Genomic DNA, 17,217 nt, shown 5'->3' with positions numbered 1-17,217 from the left:
GACCGCCGGTCCCCGTGCCCTCTTCGAGACGCATCCGCAACGCTCCGTCACGCACGTTCCGGCCCCCCGGCCCGTCACAGTCACAGAAAGTCGACGTCAACGGACCAAGGGGGCACGGAAGATGGAGCGATACCGAATACGAGGACTCCTGGCACTCACCGCGGCGGCAGGCCTGCTGCTCACCGGCTGCGGCGGAGGGGACAGCGGGAACTCCAAGGCGGACAACAGCACCTACCCCACCGGCCGCCCGGCCCCCGACCACAACAACGGCAACGGCGCCACAGGCGAAGACAAGAACAACGACGACACCGCGGAGTCCCGCGAGTTCGCGCCGGCCCCCGACTACCTCTCCACCTTCGCCCTCGACGTCGACACCGCCTCCTACGGCTACGCCCGCCGCACCCTCGCCGAGGGCCGCCTGCCGGACCCCTCGACGGTCCGGCCCGAGGAATTCGTCAACAGCTTCCGCCAGGACTACGACCGCCCCGACGGCAACGGCTTCTCCGTCACCGTCGACGGCGCCCGCACCGCCGACGAGGACTGGTCCCTGGTCCGCGTGGGCCTGGCCACCCGCCCCGCCCCGGACACCGGCGAACGCCCGCCCGCCGCCCTCACCTTCGTCATCGACATCTCCGGCTCCATGGCCGAACCGGGCCGCCTCGACCTGGCCAAGGACTCCCTCGATGTGATGACGAACCGGCTGGGCGACGACGACTCGGTGGCGATCGTCACCTTCAGCGACGAGGCGGAGCGGGTCCTGCCGATGACCCGCCTGGCCGGCAACCGGCAGGACATCCACGATGCGATAGCCACCCTGGAGCCCACGGACTCGACCAACCTCGGCGCAGGCATGGAGACGGGCTACGAGACGGCCGTGGAAGGCCTTCGCGAGGGCGCCACGAACCGCGTCGTACTGATCTCCGACGCACTCGCCAACACCGGCGACACCGACCCGGACACCATCCTCGAACGCATCGAGTCCGAACGCCGCGAGCACGGCATCACCCTCTTCGGGGTGGGCGTCGGCAGCGACTACGGCGACGCCCTGATGGAACGCCTCGCGGACCGGGGCGACGGCCACACGGCGTACGTCTCGACGCCCGACGAGGCCCGCGAACTCTTCTGCGACGATCTTCCGCGCAACATCGACCTGACCGCCCGTGACGCCAAGGCCCAGATCGCCTTCGACCCGGCGACGGTGTCCGACTTCCGTCTCATCGGCTACGACAACCGTGAGGTGGCCGACGACGACTTCCGCGACGACAGCGTCGACGGCGGCGAGGTCGGCCCCGGCCACACCGTCACCGCCCTGTACGCCGTCCACACCCGGCCCGGCACGGAGGGGCACCTCGCCACGGCGAGCGTCCGCTGGCTCGACCCCGGGACGCGGGCGCCGCACGAGGAGTCGGGCCGTCTGGAGTCCGGCTCCCTCCAGCCCTCCGTCTGGGCCGCGAGCTCCCGCTTCCAGGTCACGGCCACGGCGGCGTACTTCGCGGACGCGCTCCGCCGGGGCGCGGACACCTGGACGGCCCTTCCTGGCGCGTCCCCCCTCACCCAACTGGCCGACCGGGCCTCGGAGTTGGCGAGGGCAACGGAGGATGACGAGGTACACCACCTGGCCAACGCGATCCAGAAGGCCAGCACCCTGACCTCCCAGGACTGACCTCGCCCCCGCCGCCCCTACCCGTCCCATCCCCAGAGGCTTCGCCCCTTCGACCCCACCAGGGGGCGGAGCCCCCGGGACCCCCGTCGGCCCTGAAGGGGCCTCGTCCTCAAACGCCGGACGGGCTGCATGGTGCGGCCCGGCCCCACCGGGCCGACTGTCGCGTACGGCGGCAAGGGGCCGTGCCGGGGGGTGTCCGCCCGCAGCGGCGGGCGTCAACGAACGCCCGCCTCCCTGCCCGACGGCAACCGCCCGACCGAGGACGGACACCCCCCGGCACGGCCCCGACCCACAACGCACACCGCAGGCGCTACGCGAACCCCCACCCCACCCGAAGCGGGCCGCCGCAGGCATTGACCCCCAGCTACGCGCGAGTAAGTTGACCCCCCAGTAAGTCCGACGGGCACCGGGAGCCGACATGGGCGTACGCAAGGATCTGAAGCGGGCGAAGCAGCGCACCGACCTGATGGACCGCGTCACGGTCGAGATCGTCAAGGACGACCACGGCGTGGTCCGCGAGGCCCGCACCCCACCCCTCGCCCCCCACCCCACCACCGGCAGCATCGCCGACCTGCCCTTCACCAACGCGACCGAGGCCCCCACCGCGGTGGTCCTCCGCCGCCGACAGACCGACGGCACCTGGCACCCGATCACCGCCGCAGACTTCGCCCGCGAAGTCACCGCCGTCGCCAAGGGCCTCATCGCCGCCGGCCTCGAACCCGGCGGCCGCGTAGCCGTCATGTCCCGCACCCGCTACGAGTGGACGGTCCTCGACTTCGCCATCTGGGCGGCCGGCGGCCAGACGGTCCCCATCTACGCCACCTCCTCAGCGGACCAGGTCGACTGGATAGTCCGCGACTCAGGCGCACACCACGTCATCACCGAGACGCAAGAGAACACCGAGACGGTCACAAGCGCCACCGCCGACCATCAACAGCACCCGCGCATATGGCAGTTGGAGGGCGAAGAACCCTCCCAAGCCCTCACCTCCCTCACCGCCCTCGGCCACCACCTCCCCGACGAAGACGTCACCAAGCGCCGCGCAGCCCTCACCCCCGACACCATCGCCACCGTCTGCTACACCTCCGGCACCACCGGCCGACCCAAGGGCTGCGTCCTCACCCACGCCAACCTCCACGCCGAGGCCGCCAACACGGTCGAACTGCTGCACCCGATCTTCAAGGAGGTCACCCACCAGACAGCCTCCACCCTCCTCTTCCTCCCCCTAGCCCACATCCTCGGCCGCAGCCTCCAGATCGCCTGTCTGATGGCCCGCATAGAGATCGGCCACTGCCCGGGCATCAAGCCCGACGAACTCCGCCCCGCCCTAAAGGAGTTCCGCCCCACCTTCCTCGTCGGAGTCCCGTATCTCTTCGAGAAGATCCACGACACCGGCCGGGCGACCGCCGAGAAGATGGGCCGCGCCGCCTCCTTCGACCGAGCCGACCGCATCGCCGTCCGCTTCGGCGAGGCCTACCTGAACAAGTTCCTCGGCACGGGCAAGGGCCCCGGCATCCGCCTCTACGCCGCCTGGGCCCTGTACGACCTGCTGGTCTACCGCCGCGTCCGCAAGGAACTCGGCGGCCGCATGAGCTACGCCATCAGCGGCGGCTCCCCCCTCGACCGCAACCTCAACCTGTTCTTCTACGCCGCCGGCATCCTCGTCTACGAGGGCTACGGCCTGACGGAGACGACGGCCGCCGCCACCATCGTCCCGCCCCTCAAGCCCCGTCCGGGCACCGTCGGCCGCCCCGTCCCCGGCACCGCTGTCCGCATCGCCGACGACGGCGAGATCCTCATCAAGGGCGGCATCGTCTTCGGCTCGTACTGGAACAACCCGGCCGCCACCGACGCCGTGCTCCAGGACGAGTGGTTCGCCACCGGAGACCTCGGAGCCCTGGACGAGGACGGCTACCTCACCATCACCGGCCGCAAGAAGGACATCCTCGTCACCTCCGGCGGCAAGAACGTCTCCCCGGCCGTCCTGGAGGACCGCCTGCGCAGCCGCTCACCCATCGGCCAGTGCCTCGTCGTCGGCGACAACCGGCCCTTCATCGGCGCCCTGATCACCCTCGACCCGGACGCGATGACCCACTGGCTCACCGTACGCAAGCTGCCGGCCGACACCCCCCTCTCCGAGGTGATCCGGGACCCCCGGCTGCGCGCCGACGTCCAGAGGGCCGTCGACTACGCCAACGAGGCCGTCTCCCGGGCCGAGTCGATCCGCGCGTTCGTCCTGGTCGAGGGCGAGTTCAACGAGGACAACGGCATGCTCACCCCGTCCCTGAAGGTCAAACGGCACGCGGTGACCAGGGCGTACGCGGACGAGATCGAGACGCTGTACCGCAGCTGACGGCCCGTTCGGCCGCACTCGGATGGTGCGCCGGAGGCGGATATGACTACGTATCACTAAGTGAGAGGAGCGCACCGAGGCGCGCATCGAGGAGGACGCATGGCCCCTGACCGTCGCCGGTCCACCCCCAGAGGGCCGGCGTTCCTCACCGCCGCAGTGGTCGCGTCGGCCGCCCTCGCCCCCGGCACGGCCTTCGGCGTCGACGCCCCGTCCCACCCCGATCCGCAGCATCCCGCGAGCGCGACGGCCCACGCCCCGTCTCCGTCCCCGTCATCCGCGGACGGCGCGTACGCCCCGCAGGGCGCACCCGCCCAGGGCCCCGCGTTCGGCGCGTACCTGCACTACGGGCCCACCGGGGTGCAGCGCATGCAGGAGCTCACCCGCTGGCTGGGCGGTCAGGAGCCGCGCGTGGGGCACACCTATCTGCCCGGGGACGTGTGGCACAACATCGAGGGCGCGCACGGCTTCCTCGACGGCTGGGCCGAGTGGCGGCGCGCGAAGGCCGACCGGATGCTCGTGCTCAACGTGCCGATGATGGAACGCAACGAGCAGCACCTCCCCGACGCGACCGTCCGCGAGCTGCTGCGCCGCGCCGCCGCCGGTGCCTTCGACGAGCACTTCGAGACACTGGCCGAGCGGCTGGTCGACCTGGGCGTGCCGGACACGGTCATCGTGCTCGGCTGGGAGATGAACGGCACCACCTACACCCACCGCTGCGGCCCCGACCCGGACAGCTGGAAGCGGTACTGGCGGCGCATCGTCGACGTCATGCGCTCGGTCGACGGACAGCGGTTCAAGTTCGACTTCGCCCCGAGCCGCGGCATGGACGCGATTGCCTGGCCGGAGTGCTACCCGGGCGACGACGTCGTCGACATCGTCGGCATGGACGCCTACGACCAGCCGCGCGGCCTCGGCTTCGACGAGCAGGTGTCCGAGCCCTACGGCCTCCAGCACCACGTGGACTTCGCGCGCAGACACGGCAAGCCGATCTCGTATCCCGAGTGGGGCCTGTTCCGCAACGGCGACAACATCAGGTACATGCTGCGCATGCTGGCCTGGATGGACCAGCACAAGCCGCTGTACAACACCATCACCGACTACTGCCCGCACGGCGTGTGGCTGTGCTCCGACAACCCCCGCGCCTCCGCCCTGTACCGCGTGCTGCTGTCCACACCCGTCCTGCCGCAGCCGAAGCCCGGGCCGTCGGTCCCCGCCCCGGTCCCGCCGGAGCAGGACCCGAAGGCCGGTCAGACCTCCGAACCCGGGCAGAGCTCGAACCCCGGGCAGAGCGCGGAACCGGCCTCGACGTCGTCGCGGACGCCCACGGCCCAGCCCTCCAAGCTTCCCCGGTGCACGCCGGTCGACCTCGAGAAGTGGCTGGAGCACCAGGCCGGCGGCGAGCTCACCGTCTGTCTTCAGTGGGCGGAGCGCCATCGGCCGTAGCGGGGCCGGAGCGGTCGCGCAGGAGCTTCTTGGCCCGGCGCCGGGCGGCGTCCTCGGCGATGGCGGCCGCCAGCAGCGGGAGGGTGCGGCGCCGGGCCAGCAGGAAGCGCTGGTTGACGGCCCTCTCGGGACACCAGCGGTACTTGTACGGCTCGTCGCCGCGCAGCATGCTCAGCGTCCGCACCTGGCCGGGCACCCTGCCCTCGGCGGACTCCAGGTGCCCCGTGGTCGCCTCCAGCAGCATCGTCGCCACGTCCACGTTGCGCCGGCGCAGCTGCGGGTGGAAGCCGTACAGGTACATGCCCGCCAACTGCCTTGACCGCAGCATGATGTTGACCGCCACCACCGAGCCGTCGAGCATGAACTCCGTCGTCGAGGCGTCCCCGGTGCGGGCCAGCGGGACCGCCGCCCGGACCAGGTGCTCCATGAAACGCGGCCGCAGATGCTCCGCCGAGACCTGTCTGCCCTCCCACTGCAACCGGTGCAGTTCGAGGAGCCGGCGCAGCGCGGCCTCGGTCTCGTCGTGGGGGACGACGCGCCACTCGATGCCGAGCTTGCGGACCTGGTTCACCTTGCCGCGGATCCGCCGGGCGCGCGCCGTCGGCAGCCGCCCGACCAGCTCGCTCATCGGAAGGGCGGGCAGGTCCAGGCACACCGAGTCGCGGGTGCGGTGCCGTGGGCCGCGCCAGCAGAGGTACACCCGCTCCATCGCGCCGCCCTGCCGCACCTCGCCGAAGTCGACGAGGGCGGTGCGGGCCAGGTCGGCCAGGCCGTCCGCCAGTGCCGCGGCGCCCGGTTCGCCCACCGACTCGTCTACGAGCACGTCGCAGAAGTCGGTGATGTCCCCGCCGATCGGCACCAGCACCGGCAGCGGCCGGCGCACCCGCATCAGCGGAGCCGCCGCCACCAGTTCACCGCCCCGGCGCACCAGGACGAGCCGCAGCGTGCCCGGTCTGCCGTACGACAGCCACCACGAGTGCAGCCAGGCGTGGCTCTGGAACGGCGTCGCGGACGGGCACGCCCGGTACAGGCGGTCCCAGTCCCCGGCCAGCTCGGCGAAGGCGTCCCCGTCGGTGCACACCTCCACCGACAGCGCGCTGCTCGACGCCGTCATCCCCGCGTCCCGTGGGCGTCGGCGGCGTTGGCGGGGCTGGGTACCGACGCCCGGCCCGTGTCGTCGTCGTCCTCGGTCCGCCGCGGCCGGGCCAGCAGCCCGAGTCCGCCCAGCAGCCCGCCGGCGCTCGCGCCCACCAGCGCGGTCAGCGCGGGGGACGCGGACGACGGCTCGGTGGGCTTCAGGGCCCGCGAGAGACGCTCCAGCTTGATGCCGGTGGCGTCCTTGGTGTGGTCCGCGTGGGTGAGCAGCGCGAGGGACACGGCGTTGGCGATGTCGACCGCCTCGGCGGGCCTCGACGAGGTCGCCGAGACCGCGACCATCGGCGCGTCCGGCGAGGTCGCGACGTCCACGCTCTCGCGCATCGTCGACACCGGCACCCCCGCCCACACCTGCGCGTCCCCGAGCACCGCGAGTTGCTTGGCCACGCGGCCGTACGCCTGCGCGAAGCCGAGCGCGTCGGTGCAGTCGGCGTCGGTCCTGCCGTTGGGAACGGCGACGACGGAACTGGTCGCCGTGTACTGGGGCGGTCGCAACTGGCCGTAGGCGCCGCCGGCCACGGCACCGATCAGTGCGCCGGCCGGCAGCCACCACCACAGGGGCAGCCGCTTCGCGCCGGTACGGTCGGACAGCGGGCCACGCCCACCGGGGTTGTCCGTCATGAGGGACTCACTTCCAGGTTCGAGCCGGACAGAGCGGCCGTGTACAGATCCATCAGCTGCCGTGCGGTGCGCGCGATGTCGTAGTGGCGTACGACGTCCGGGACGGCCCGTTCGTCCGGCCCCGCGGACCGCAGCCGCAGCAGCTCGCGCGCATACGCCCCGGCGCCGCCCGTGACACGCCGTGCGGCGGGCGCCGCGTCCCGCGGCAGGTCCTCGACGGCGGGACAGCTCGCGTACAGCACAGGCAGTCCGGCCGCCAGCGCCTCCACCACGGCCAGGCCGAAGGACTCCTCCGGCGACGGCGAGGCGAGCACGTCCATCGCGGAGAGCAGGGCGACCAGGCCCGGCGCCTCGTCACGGGACTCGGGCAGATACGGCCGCTCGCCGGCGAGCACCACCCGGCCCGCGACCCCCAGATCCCGGGCGGTGCGCAGCAGCGTCGTCTCCTCGCGCCCACCGCCGACCAGCAACAGCCATACGTCGCCGGGCAGCAGGGCCAGCGCCTGCACCAGCAGGTCGAAGCGCTTGCCGGGCGCGAGCCGCCCCACACCGCCGACGACGAACGCGTCCTCGGGCAGCCCGTGTCTCGCCCGTGCCTCCCTGCGGAGCACCGCGTCGTAGCGGAACCGGGGCGCGTCGATGCCGTTCGGGATGACGCGGATGCGCTGCCCGGGCACACCCCAGTGCCGCAGCCGTTCGGCCACGGTCGGGGAGACGGCCACCGTGGTGTGGCCGAGGCGCTCGCCGGCCAGGTACAGCCCGCGCACGCGCGCGGTGTGCGGGCGGCCCTCCAGCCGGGTGGCGCCGATGGAGTGCTCGGTGGCCACGACGGTCTGGACGCCCGCGATCCGTGCCGCGAGCCGGCCGTACAGACAGGCCCGGTACAGGTGGGTGTGCACCAGGTCGTAGCCGCCCTCGCGGATCAGCCGGGTCAGGCGGGGGAGGGCGGCCAGGTCGCGGTTGCCGGTCATCCCCAGGTGGGTGACGCGCACACCGTCCGCGGTCAGGCCCGCGGCGACCGGGCCGGGGTTGGTCAGGGTCACCACGTCGCACTGCGCGGGGAGGTGCCGCAGCAGCAGGCGCAGCTGCTGTTCCGCCCCGCCGACGCCGAGTCCGGTGATGACGTGCAGGGCCCTCACACCGCCTCCACGGCGCGGCCGCAGAGCGGGGCCAGATGTCGTTTCAGCTCCAGCCGCATCGAGTAGTCCGCCTCCCCGATGTGGATACGGGGCAGCGCGAAGTCGCCGTAGTCGGCCGGGCCGGGCTTGATCGCGCAGGCATAGCGGTAACCGGCCCGCCGCACGGCGTCGGTGGTCCGTTCGTCGAGATGGCCGTACGGGTAGCAGAAGCCCTCGACGTCGTCGTCGATGATCTCCGCCAGCTGGTACCGGCTGCCGGCGACCTCCATGTGGAGCACCTCGTCGTCGGCCATGGTCAGATCGACGTGGGTCAGTCCGTGCGAGGCGATCTCCATGCCCGCGTCCGCGGCGAAGCGGATGCCCTCCTCGTCGAGCAGCGGCTTGCGCGGGCCCGTGGACTCCCAGACGTTCTCGCTGTCCAGCAGCCCGGGCAGCACGAACACGGTCGCCGTGAAGCCCCAGCGGTGCAGCACGGGCAGCGCGGTGGTGACGAAGTCGGTGTACCCGTCGTCGAAGGTGAGCCCCACCAGGCCGCGCTCCTGGCCGAGGGCGCGCGCCATGAGCAGCTCGCGCACGCTGACCCCGCGCAGGCCGCGCCGGGTCAGCCAGGCGAACTGCCGCTGCAGGCGCCCGGGGGTGACGGTGATGTTGTACGGGTCGTCCGGGCAGTTGGAGACGGAGTGGTACATGGCCACCCAGGCGGCGGGCTGCCGCCTCGGGCGTCCCCAGAGGACCGGTTGGGGTTCGGGTTCCACCGCGCGCGGCGCGGCGGTGATGTCAGCGACCATGGCGAAGCTTTCGTGTGACGGAGCTACGGACGGAATGCGTGACGGAAAGTAGGAGGGACCGGGCACCCGCCGCGTCGAGGGCCCAGGCCAGCAGCAGGAAGACGACGGTCACGGACGTGCAGCAGGCGGCGACGGAGGCCGCGGGCGAGTCGAACAGCCCCGCGCAGAGCAGCCCGGCCCCGGTGGCGCAGACCGCCGCCCGCACCGGCCGCGCCAGCTCGACGACCACCCGGCGCACGCCCACGGGCACGGCGCGCGGCCCCAGCCCGAGCAGCAGGAGCAGCGCGGTGAGCGTGATGCCTGCCGCGTTGCCCGCGGCGATACCGCGGGCACCCCAGGGGCCCACGGCCCAGGCGCTGATGACGACGGTCACGAACGCGCCCGCGCCCATCGCGCCGAGCGGGAACCAGGTGGTGCGGCCGGTCGAGAAGTACGACCGCACGAGCGCCCCCACCAGCGTCTGGCCGAGCAGCCCGAGCGCGTACACCCGCATGACGGCGGCCGTGGCGGCGGTGTCCTGCGCGGTGAACGCGCCGCGCTGGAACAGCAGTTGGACGAGCTGCGGGGCGCAGGCCAGGACCACGGCGGCACCGAGCAGCACGATGCAGGCGATCAGCGCCAGGTCCCGCTCGACCCGCTCCCCGGCCCGCCGGGTGTCGCCCTCGGCGATGGCCCGAGCGACCACCGGGAAGGTGACGACGCACACCATCATCGACAGCGACATCGGCAACTGCGCGACCTTCTGGGCGTAGTTGAGGTGCGAGATGGCTCCGTCGGGCAGCCCGGAGGCGAAGTACCGCTCGATGAGCACCTGCGACTGCCGGCACAGGACGAACAGCAGCACCGCGAGGACGAGCCCCATCGCGACCGACCGGCCGCCGTCCCCCTCCTCCTCGGACAGGGACGCCGACGTGGGCGGTGCGGGCCGCGCGGCGATCCGCCGCCACAGGGTCGGCGCCTGTACGGCGACCATGAGGCACCCGCCGATCGCGACACCGAGGGCGGCGGACCGTACGCCCCACCGTGCAGCGAGCACGGACATCGTGGTGATGATCGCGATGTTGTACGCGATGTAGATGGCACCCGGGGCGAGATAGCTGCGGTGGGCCCGCAGCGCCGCGCTGCAGTACCCCGCCAGTCCGAAACTCAGCACACACGTCGCGGTCAGCCGGGTGCAGGACACCGCCAGGGACGGGTCGGACAGGCCGGGCGCGAGAACGGAGACCAGCACCGGCGCCCCGGCCGCGAGCACCGCGGCCGTACCGGCCAGGGCCAGGCACAGCCGCGGCAGCGAGGCGGCGACCAGGGCGCGCACCGGGTCGGGCGAGCCGGCCCCGCGCGCCCGCCGCGCCAGCGCCACGCTGAACGCGGGCACCAGCAGGAACGCCATCCCGTCCTCGATCAGCAGCGTCGACGCCATCTCGGGCACCGTCCAGGCGACCAGAAACGCGTCACTCTCGGCCCCCGCCCCGAAGAGATGCGCGAGGGCCTGGTCCCGCCCGAGCCCGAGCAGCGCCCCGGCCATCGACAGCGCGGCGGACAGCAGGGTCGCGCGGGCGAGAAACCGGCCCGAGGGAGCGCCCGTTCGCTGCGGGGCCGGCGGGACGGGGCGGCTGCCGGCGGCGGTCCCGGCCGCCGGGGCGGGACGACGGCCGGGCGGGAGCGGGGTGCCGGTGCCGGGGTGGCTGCCCTGCTGGGGGGCGTCGTCCCTGCCGATCGCTCGGTCGGGGGCGTCCTCGGTGGTGGTCGGCCGGGGCCTCATCGTGCCGCCGATTCCGTCGCCGGGGCCGTCGTCTCGCCATCGGTCAACGCCCACCAGGAGGCGAGGCCGAAGCAGACGGCGGTGATGATGGTGGAGGGGCCGCCGATGTCGGCGTACGCGAAGTTGACGAGCTGCCACAGCAGCAGTCCGCAGACCGGGAGGCCGACGGCCCGCAGGCGCCCGCCGGTTCGCCGCATCCGGCGCAACGCGAGCAGCAGCAGGGCCAGCCAGCTGCCCACGACCGTGAGCAGGCCCAGCAGGCCCTGCTCGCTCAGCACCAGCAGGTACATGTTGTGCGGGGAGAGCAGGGGCTGGCGGCGGAAGGCCTGGCCCGCGCCACCGGTGTCGCTGCCCGACGACAGCGCGAGCGAGGCATGCCCGTCCCGGTGCGCCGGATAGGCCTTCAGGCCCACCCCGGACACCGGATGCTCGTGCCACATGTCGGCAGCCGCCGCCCACATGGTGTAGCGGTCGATGACCGACTGGTCCGGCGCGTCGGTTACCTGCGTGATGCTGGTCAGCCGCTCCTCCAGCGCCGTGGCGCCGACGCCGAACCCGCCCACCAGCACCACCGTCACCGCCGCGGCCGCGGCGAACACCTTCGCCGCCCGCCGTAGCCCGGCCAGCAGCAGTTGCGCCCCGCACGCCACGGCCGTGGCGATCCAGGCACCCCGGCTGAAGGACAGCGCGAGCGGCAAGAGCAGCGCCAGTGCGCACAGGGCCGCCACGACCCGCTGGCGCCGCTCGCGGGCCCCGAGTGCGAGACCGGTCGCGGCCACGATCCCGAGGGCGACGACGTTCGCCATCCCCATCACGTCCGACGGCCCGAAGGTGCCCACCGCGCGGATGTTCGCTCCCTGGTACGAGGCGCCGGTCGCGGTGAGGTACTGCTTCACGCCGATCGCGCCCTGCCACAGCGCGAGGCCGACCAGGGACCACAGCACCGGCCGGATGTCCCGCCGGTCGCGCACCAGCAGCAGTACCGCGACCGGGACGAGCACGAACACCTGGACGTAGCGGGCCAGTCCGGTGATCGCGTCACCGGCGGTCATCGCCCCGGCGGCGGCGACCGCGATGCCCACCACGGGCAGCCCGAACACCATCAACGCGGTCCGCGTGAGCGGTCGCCGCGCCCGCAGCACGGCATGGCCGAGGGCACACAGCACGAGCAGCCCCGACGCGGCGTCGGCGGGCGAGGCGGCGCTGTCCGGCGCGACCGGCAGCCCCAGCAGGACGACGACCGCGACGACCGGCAGCACCGGCAGGAAGGGCAGCACCGGACGGGGCAGGACGGAACGGACCCGGCGCAGCGCCGGCGTCGGCAGCGCGAGCGGGGGAGTAGGAGGAGCCGCCGTGGGAGTGCTCACCGGCCCTCAGCTCCCCGTCGGCCGGACGAACTGGGCCGCCGTGCGCAGCAGGATGCAGATGTCCTGCCACAGCGACCAGTTGTCGATGTAGGCGTTGTCGTAGCGGCACCGGTCCTCGATCGAGGTGTCACCGCGCAGCCCGTTGATCTGCGCGAGCCCGGTGATCCCGGTCCGCATCCGGTGCCGCGCCGGGTAGCCCGGATGGGCCTGGCTGAACTTGGCGACGAAGTAAGGGCGTTCGGGTCTGGGGCCGACCAGGCTCATGTCGCCGCGGAAGACGTTCCACAGCTGGAGCAGCTCGTCCAGCGAGGTGCGGCGCAGGAAGTGGCAGAAGCGGCTCATGTCCTGGTCGTCGGCCACGCTCCAGCGGGTCGCCGCCTCGTGCGCGCTGGCGGGCCGGTGGGTGCGCAGCTTCAGCATCGTGAACGGCCGTCCGTCCTTGCCGATCCGCTCCTGCCGGAACACCACGCCCGGCCCGTCCATGGCCCGCAGTACGAGCGCGCACACCAGCAGCACCGGGCCGGTCAGCACCAGCAGCGATCCGGAGAACACCACATCGAGCGTCCGCTTGCCCGCACCGCCGACCCGCCGCCCGCCCTGGGGCCGCAGCAACCTGCGCGAGAACCCGGCCAGATGCCCCGCTCCCCGGAGCTGCCCGCCCATGCCGTACGACGGCGAGTCCGCGTCCAGTTCCCACAGCACGCAGCCGTGCCCGGCCAGCGCCCGCAGTACGGCGTCCTTCTCCACCCGGGTCGCGGCGCCCACGACGAGCACGGTCCGCACCCCGTTCTGGACGAGTGCCCGCCGCGCCTCCAACGCCGTGGTGAGCACCGGCAGTTCGGGCTCGTTCTCGGCGCCGCCCAGGACCTCGGGGTCGTCGGCGACAAGGCCCACCGGCCGTACTCCGCAGTCGGGTTGGCGCAGCAGCGCGGCCGAGACGAGCCGGGCCGTCGAGAGCGGGCCGACCACCAGCGCGGGACAGGGCCGGCGCCGCAGTGTCCGGCGCCGCAGCCCATGCACCGCGGCCCGGCCGCCGCAGGCCACCGCGCAGTGCATGGCCACGGCGGTGACCAGCACGGCGAGCGGCAGCGAGCGCAGCGGGGAGAGCGCCACCACGGCGGCCCAGGCGACGGCGATCCGGCCGCAGACGGCGGGGAGTTCGTCGAGCGGGCCGGGCACGGCGGAGGTGCCGTACAGCGCGGCCCGCCGGTTCAGCCCCAGCACGCCGAGCGCCAGCAGAGCGACGACCAGCGGGTGTCTGTGCGGCGCGGGCAGGACCAGGGCGCCCAGCAGGACGGCACCGCCGTCGACGAGCCACAGGGGTGCCGGGGAGGTCCGGCGCGGACGACGGGTTCCCCGTCCGGGCGTTCCCCGGCGTCCGGCGGCGGGGCCGCGCGGGGCGAGGACGGAGACGGCGCGCTTGGGCACCCGCTGGTGCTCCGCCGGTGAGGCAACGGTACTTTCCGCGGTCATGTGGTGATGCACTTTCTGCCCTCGTTGGGACCGACGACCTGCGCGGTCACGAGGCCGAGCAGCTCGCGGTACAGGTCGGTCACTGCCTCCGTGGCTCCGCGCAGCTCGTGCGCTCGGAGCACATGCGTACGGCCCTGTGCGCCCAGCGCCGCGCGCAGCGGCTCGTCCTGCAGCAGCGCGATCAGTGCCTGGGCCAGGGCTCCGGGGTCCTCCGAAGGGACCAGGCAGGACGGCCGATGGCCGGGCGGAAGGCTCTCGTGCGCCCCGGCCACGTCCGATACGACGACCGGCCGACCGCACGCCATGGCCTCCAGCGGGACGAGCGCCATGCCCTCCCAGCGGGACGGCAGGACGACGACGTCGGCGGCCCGGTACCAGTCGGCGACATCGGGCGTCCCGCCCGCGAACTCCACCGACGCCGGCGCATCGCGCCGCAGCCGCTCAGCGTCCGGACCGTCGCCGACCAGCACCAGCCGGGCCCCGGCCACCTGCCGCACCACCTCGGGCCAGGCCGCCAGGAGCAGGTCCTGCCCCTTCTGACGGCACAGCCGGCCCACGCACACGACGAGCGGACCCGCAGCGGAGCGTGCACGGTTCCCCTCCGGCCGGAACAGGCCGGTGTCGACACCATTGGGGACCACATGCCATCGGGCCGAGATGCCGGACCGGTGCCCGGTACGCCGCTCGGCCTCGCTCACGCACAGCACCCGCGTCGCCCACCGCGCGCCGAACCGCTCCCAGCCCAGGGCCAGCCGGGCGACGACGCCCTCCGCGGCCTCGAACGACCAGGCGTGCGGCTGGTACACGGTCGGCAGCGCGCCGCGCACCGCGAGCCGGGCCGCGAGCCCCGCCTTCGCGCTGTGCGCGTGCACCAGGTCCGGCCGTACGTCACGCACCAGCCGCGCCAGCCGCTGTACCTCGCCCGGGAGCCTGCTCCCCGGTGACCGGGTCGCGTCCCAGCGCTGCACCCGGCCGCCCAGTGCGCGTACGTCGTACGCCAGCGTGCCGCCCCGCGGGCAGGCCACGGTCACCCGCAGCCCCGCGGCGAGTTGCGCCGCGACCAGGTCCGTCACGACACGCGCGACACCTCCCTCGACGGGTTGGGCGACGTGCAGGATGTGCGGCGCGATGCGCATGACCGATGCTGCCCTTCCGAAGAAATGAGTCCGAACCAGTAACACGATGTGTGGCTCGCGTTCCCGATATAAGATCCCGGGCCTGTTCGGGAGGGTCTGAGGGGCAAACCGGCTTCCTGATTCAGCGGATTAGCACTACCAGCCACTTATCCATATTTATCTTCTATCCGGTCAACAGTGTTGGAACGGCAGCGTCTTCCGACTTGATTCACGCGCCGGACCACCCATTCGGAGTCGCCGGGCAGTGTGAAACCGGGCCGCCACCCGATCGGCACGACCTTGGCCCTTCGGAGGGCTGACCGGTTGCGGGCGCGCCGTGCGGGTTTCACGGTGATCGCACGATCCGAAAAACACACAAGGAGAACTCCATGCCCGCACCGACCGCCCGGCACATAGCCACTTCGACCCTCTGCGCGGCCCTCCTTCTGGGAACGGCGGCGCCCGCGCTCGCGGCCACTCCCGACGCCGGGCGCGCCGACACCCGGACCGCGCGCCAGGACCAGGCCAAGGTGCTGGCCGGCCTCGGCACCGCGCTGACCCCGGTCACCCGCCTGGTGAACAGCGCCGTCGAAGCGGACGACGACCCGCTCACCGAGGCCGAGGCGAAGGAGCTCGCCGACGCCGCCAAGGAGGCCGTCGCCGAGGCCAGGAAGGAGGTGCAGGAGGCCTACGAGGAAGCCGAACAGGAGAGAAAGGAAGCCCTGCAGGACCTGGACGACGTGCTCGCCGAGGCCAGGAAGGACGTCGAGGAGGCCCGTGAGGAAGCCGAGGCGGCCAAGAAGGAGAGCCTCGACGAAGCCACGGAGACCGCACAGGAGCCCGTCCTGCTGACGAACGTCACGGGTGACGCCCTCGGCGCACTCGGCAAGGCGCTCGAATCGCTGCTGAGCGTGCTCACGTCCGGCAGCTCCGAGAAGGTCGACACCTCGGCCGTCAGTGTGGTCGAGGCCCTCGCGAACGTCACCGTCGGCACCCTCGTCGACCGTGGCCTGCCGCCCGCCTGATATCACAACGGGTCTTTTCGTATGAGTTCCCGGAAGTTCCGGCCGCAGAGTTTCCAGAGCACTTCCCCCGTCGTTAGCCCGGGAGAACTGAGACCGGAATTACCTGGAAGGAACACGATGAAGAACCTGAAGGCTGCTGCCGTGGTCGCCGGCTCCCTTGCCATTGCCGGTGGCGCCGCTGTCCCCGCCTCGGCTGCGGACATGTCGGGGCACGGCCTCGTCGAGAACGGTAAGACGGTCGCCCGCAGTCTCCCCACCGCGGCCAAGGTGCCCACGGGCTACGTGGGCAACAATGTGAAGCGCACCGCGGACAAGGTGAAGACGGGTGTGAAGGACTCGGGCATGGTGAAGACCCCCGTATTGGGCGGCACCCTGCCGAACCCCGTCGACGGCCGGCTGCTCGGCGGTCTTCCGCTCAACAGGTGACTTCGCCCAACTGATGTTGATCGGGGCCGGCTCCGTATTCTCGGAGCCGGCCCTTCGGTCTGTGTGGCGGAGTGTGATTGTCTTCGCCGTTGGGCCGAACGGACGATTCAGGGTGACCGTTCGTACGGCGGCTCCGTTGGTCCCTGTGAATGGGCGCGCTTTCCTCCTTGCCGGCGCTTTCCATAAGAAGCCGTGGGCCCTGTCCGCTCTCCGATGCGGACAGGGCCCACGGCTTTGTACCGACGGGTGTGCGAAACGCCGATGGCGGTTCACCGGGATTCCAGCGAACCGCCATGGGGCGAAGCACCGCTCAGAGCAGAAGGCCGCTGTAGTACACGCCGTCCTGCGACTGGTCGATCTTGTTGGTGTTGCAGGCGGCGTAGCGCGAGTTCGGCGCGAGGGTGGCGGCGAGGACGGCTCCGTTGTGCCACGGCACGGCGCAGGGAGCGTTGACGACGGTGCCGTTGACGATGACGAGGCCCTGCTGAGGGGCCTTCACGATGACCGGGCCGGACGAGAAGTCCTTGCCGCCCTTGGCCGAGATGGTGTCTCCGTCGGCCGCAGCGGTGCCGCCGGTCGCGAGGACGATGCCTGCGGCGAGGGCGGAGAGGGCCGTAACCTTCTTACGCATGAGTTGAGAGCCTTTCCGGGCTGCGTGTGGGGTTTACCTGCTCCGAATTACTCGGTGCAGGGGTCAGGCCAGGAGGCCGCTGGTGACCAAGCCGTCGTTCGACTGGTTGACGTGGTTGGTGTTGCAGGCGGCGTAGCGCGAGTTCTTTCCGAGGGTGACGCCGAGGACGGCTCCGTTGTGCCACGGCACGGCGCAGGGAGCGTTGACGACGGTGCCGTTGACGATGACGAGGCCCTGCTGAGGGGCCTTCACGATG

At 72.4% G+C, this 17,217-nt stretch carries 14 protein-coding genes and 1 pseudogene; 5 read left to right on the top strand and 10 right to left on the bottom strand.

The window, feature by feature from the left end; genetic code table 11:
* Nucleotides 1-121 precede the first annotated feature (121 nt).
* The 3 genes from ACFQ6S_RS20145 (at nt 122) to ACFQ6S_RS20135 (ending at nt 5,459) form a co-directional block, all read left to right on the top strand.
* Nucleotides 122-1,663, top strand: a complete 1,542-nt coding sequence (locus ACFQ6S_RS20145) for a von Willebrand factor type A domain-containing protein (RefSeq protein ID WP_383411183.1) — start codon at nt 122-124, stop codon at nt 1,661-1,663.
* Between the two features lie 418 nt (nt 1,664-2,081).
* Complete coding sequence (locus ACFQ6S_RS20140) at nt 2,082-4,016, top strand: AMP-dependent synthetase/ligase (protein WP_383411180.1); 1,935 nt, start codon at nt 2,082-2,084, stop codon at nt 4,014-4,016.
* A gap of 99 nt (nt 4,017-4,115) precedes the next feature.
* Nucleotides 4,116-5,459, top strand: coding sequence for a glycosyl hydrolase (locus ACFQ6S_RS20135; protein WP_383411177.1), 1,344 nt, complete (start codon nt 4,116-4,118; stop codon nt 5,457-5,459).
* Here ACFQ6S_RS20135 and ACFQ6S_RS20130 read toward each other — a convergent pair.
* From ACFQ6S_RS20130 to ACFQ6S_RS20095, 8 genes are all read right to left on the bottom strand, one after another.
* Entirely contained in the window at nt 5,419-6,573 is a 1,155-nt protein-coding gene (locus ACFQ6S_RS20130) for a GNAT family N-acetyltransferase (RefSeq protein WP_383411174.1), read from the bottom strand. The two genes, ACFQ6S_RS20135 and ACFQ6S_RS20130, sit on opposite strands and share 41 nt — an antisense overlap.
* Complete coding sequence (locus ACFQ6S_RS20125) at nt 6,570-7,235, bottom strand: lipopolysaccharide biosynthesis protein (RefSeq protein WP_383411171.1); 666 nt, start codon at nt 7,233-7,235, stop codon at nt 6,570-6,572. The genes ACFQ6S_RS20130 and ACFQ6S_RS20125 overlap by 4 nt, the downstream gene beginning before the upstream one ends.
* Complete coding sequence (locus ACFQ6S_RS20120) at nt 7,232-8,374, bottom strand: glycosyltransferase (RefSeq protein WP_383411168.1); 1,143 nt, start codon at nt 8,372-8,374, stop codon at nt 7,232-7,234. Before ACFQ6S_RS20120 ends, ACFQ6S_RS20125 begins: the two co-directional genes overlap by 4 nt.
* Nucleotides 8,371-9,162, bottom strand: a complete 792-nt coding sequence (locus ACFQ6S_RS20115; RefSeq protein ID WP_383411166.1) for a polysaccharide deacetylase family protein — start codon at nt 9,160-9,162, stop codon at nt 8,371-8,373. Before ACFQ6S_RS20115 ends, ACFQ6S_RS20120 begins: the two co-directional genes overlap by 4 nt.
* Nucleotides 9,152-10,924, bottom strand: a complete 1,773-nt coding sequence (gene murJ / locus ACFQ6S_RS20110; RefSeq protein ID WP_383411162.1) for a murein biosynthesis integral membrane protein MurJ — start codon at nt 10,922-10,924, stop codon at nt 9,152-9,154. Before murJ ends, ACFQ6S_RS20115 begins: the two co-directional genes overlap by 11 nt.
* Nucleotides 10,921-12,234 carry an O-antigen ligase family protein gene (locus ACFQ6S_RS20105; protein ID WP_383411321.1) on the bottom strand — a complete coding sequence of 438 codons (1,314 nt, stop codon included), beginning with the start codon at nt 12,232-12,234 and terminating at the stop codon, nt 10,921-10,923. The genes murJ and ACFQ6S_RS20105 overlap by 4 nt, the downstream gene beginning before the upstream one ends.
* 63 nt (nt 12,235-12,297) lie before the next feature.
* A complete protein-coding gene (locus ACFQ6S_RS20100) occupies nt 12,298-13,764 on the bottom strand; it encodes an exopolysaccharide biosynthesis polyprenyl glycosylphosphotransferase (RefSeq protein WP_383411159.1) in 1,467 nt (488 codons plus the stop codon).
* On the bottom strand, nt 13,761-14,900 hold the full coding sequence (locus tag ACFQ6S_RS20095) for a glycosyltransferase (protein ID WP_383411156.1): 1,140 nt from the start codon (nt 14,898-14,900) through the stop codon (nt 13,761-13,763). Before ACFQ6S_RS20095 ends, ACFQ6S_RS20100 begins: the two co-directional genes overlap by 4 nt.
* 368 nt (nt 14,901-15,268) lie before the next feature.
* Between ACFQ6S_RS20095 and ACFQ6S_RS20090 the strand changes: the two genes are divergently transcribed.
* Nucleotides 15,269-15,904 (top strand): hypothetical protein, encoded by a 636-nt coding sequence (locus tag ACFQ6S_RS20090; RefSeq protein WP_383411153.1) that lies wholly within the window; start codon nt 15,269-15,271, stop codon nt 15,902-15,904.
* 117 nt (nt 15,905-16,021) lie between these two features.
* Nucleotides 16,022-16,330 carry a hypothetical protein gene (locus tag ACFQ6S_RS20085; protein ID WP_383411150.1) on the top strand — a complete coding sequence of 103 codons (309 nt, stop codon included), beginning with the start codon at nt 16,022-16,024 and terminating at the stop codon, nt 16,328-16,330.
* A gap of 310 nt (nt 16,331-16,640) precedes the next feature.
* On the opposite strand, the gene ACFQ6S_RS20080 is transcribed toward ACFQ6S_RS20085, so the two are convergent.
* Nucleotides 16,641-16,961: a hypothetical protein gene (locus ACFQ6S_RS20080; RefSeq protein WP_383411147.1), complete on the bottom strand. Its 321-nt coding sequence runs from the start codon at nt 16,959-16,961 to the stop codon at nt 16,641-16,643.
* 63 nt (nt 16,962-17,024) lie between these two features.
* Nucleotides 17,025-17,217 (bottom strand): annotated as a pseudogene (locus ACFQ6S_RS20075) (hypothetical protein); the annotation flags it as partial.

This window comes from Streptomyces sp. NPDC056479 (assembly GCF_042795335.1).
In the GTDB taxonomy this organism is placed as follows: domain Bacteria; phylum Actinomycetota; class Actinomycetes; order Streptomycetales; family Streptomycetaceae; genus Streptomyces.
The sequence above is the reverse complement of the archived record's forward strand: the minus strand, read 5'-3'. Positions and strand labels throughout refer to the sequence as shown.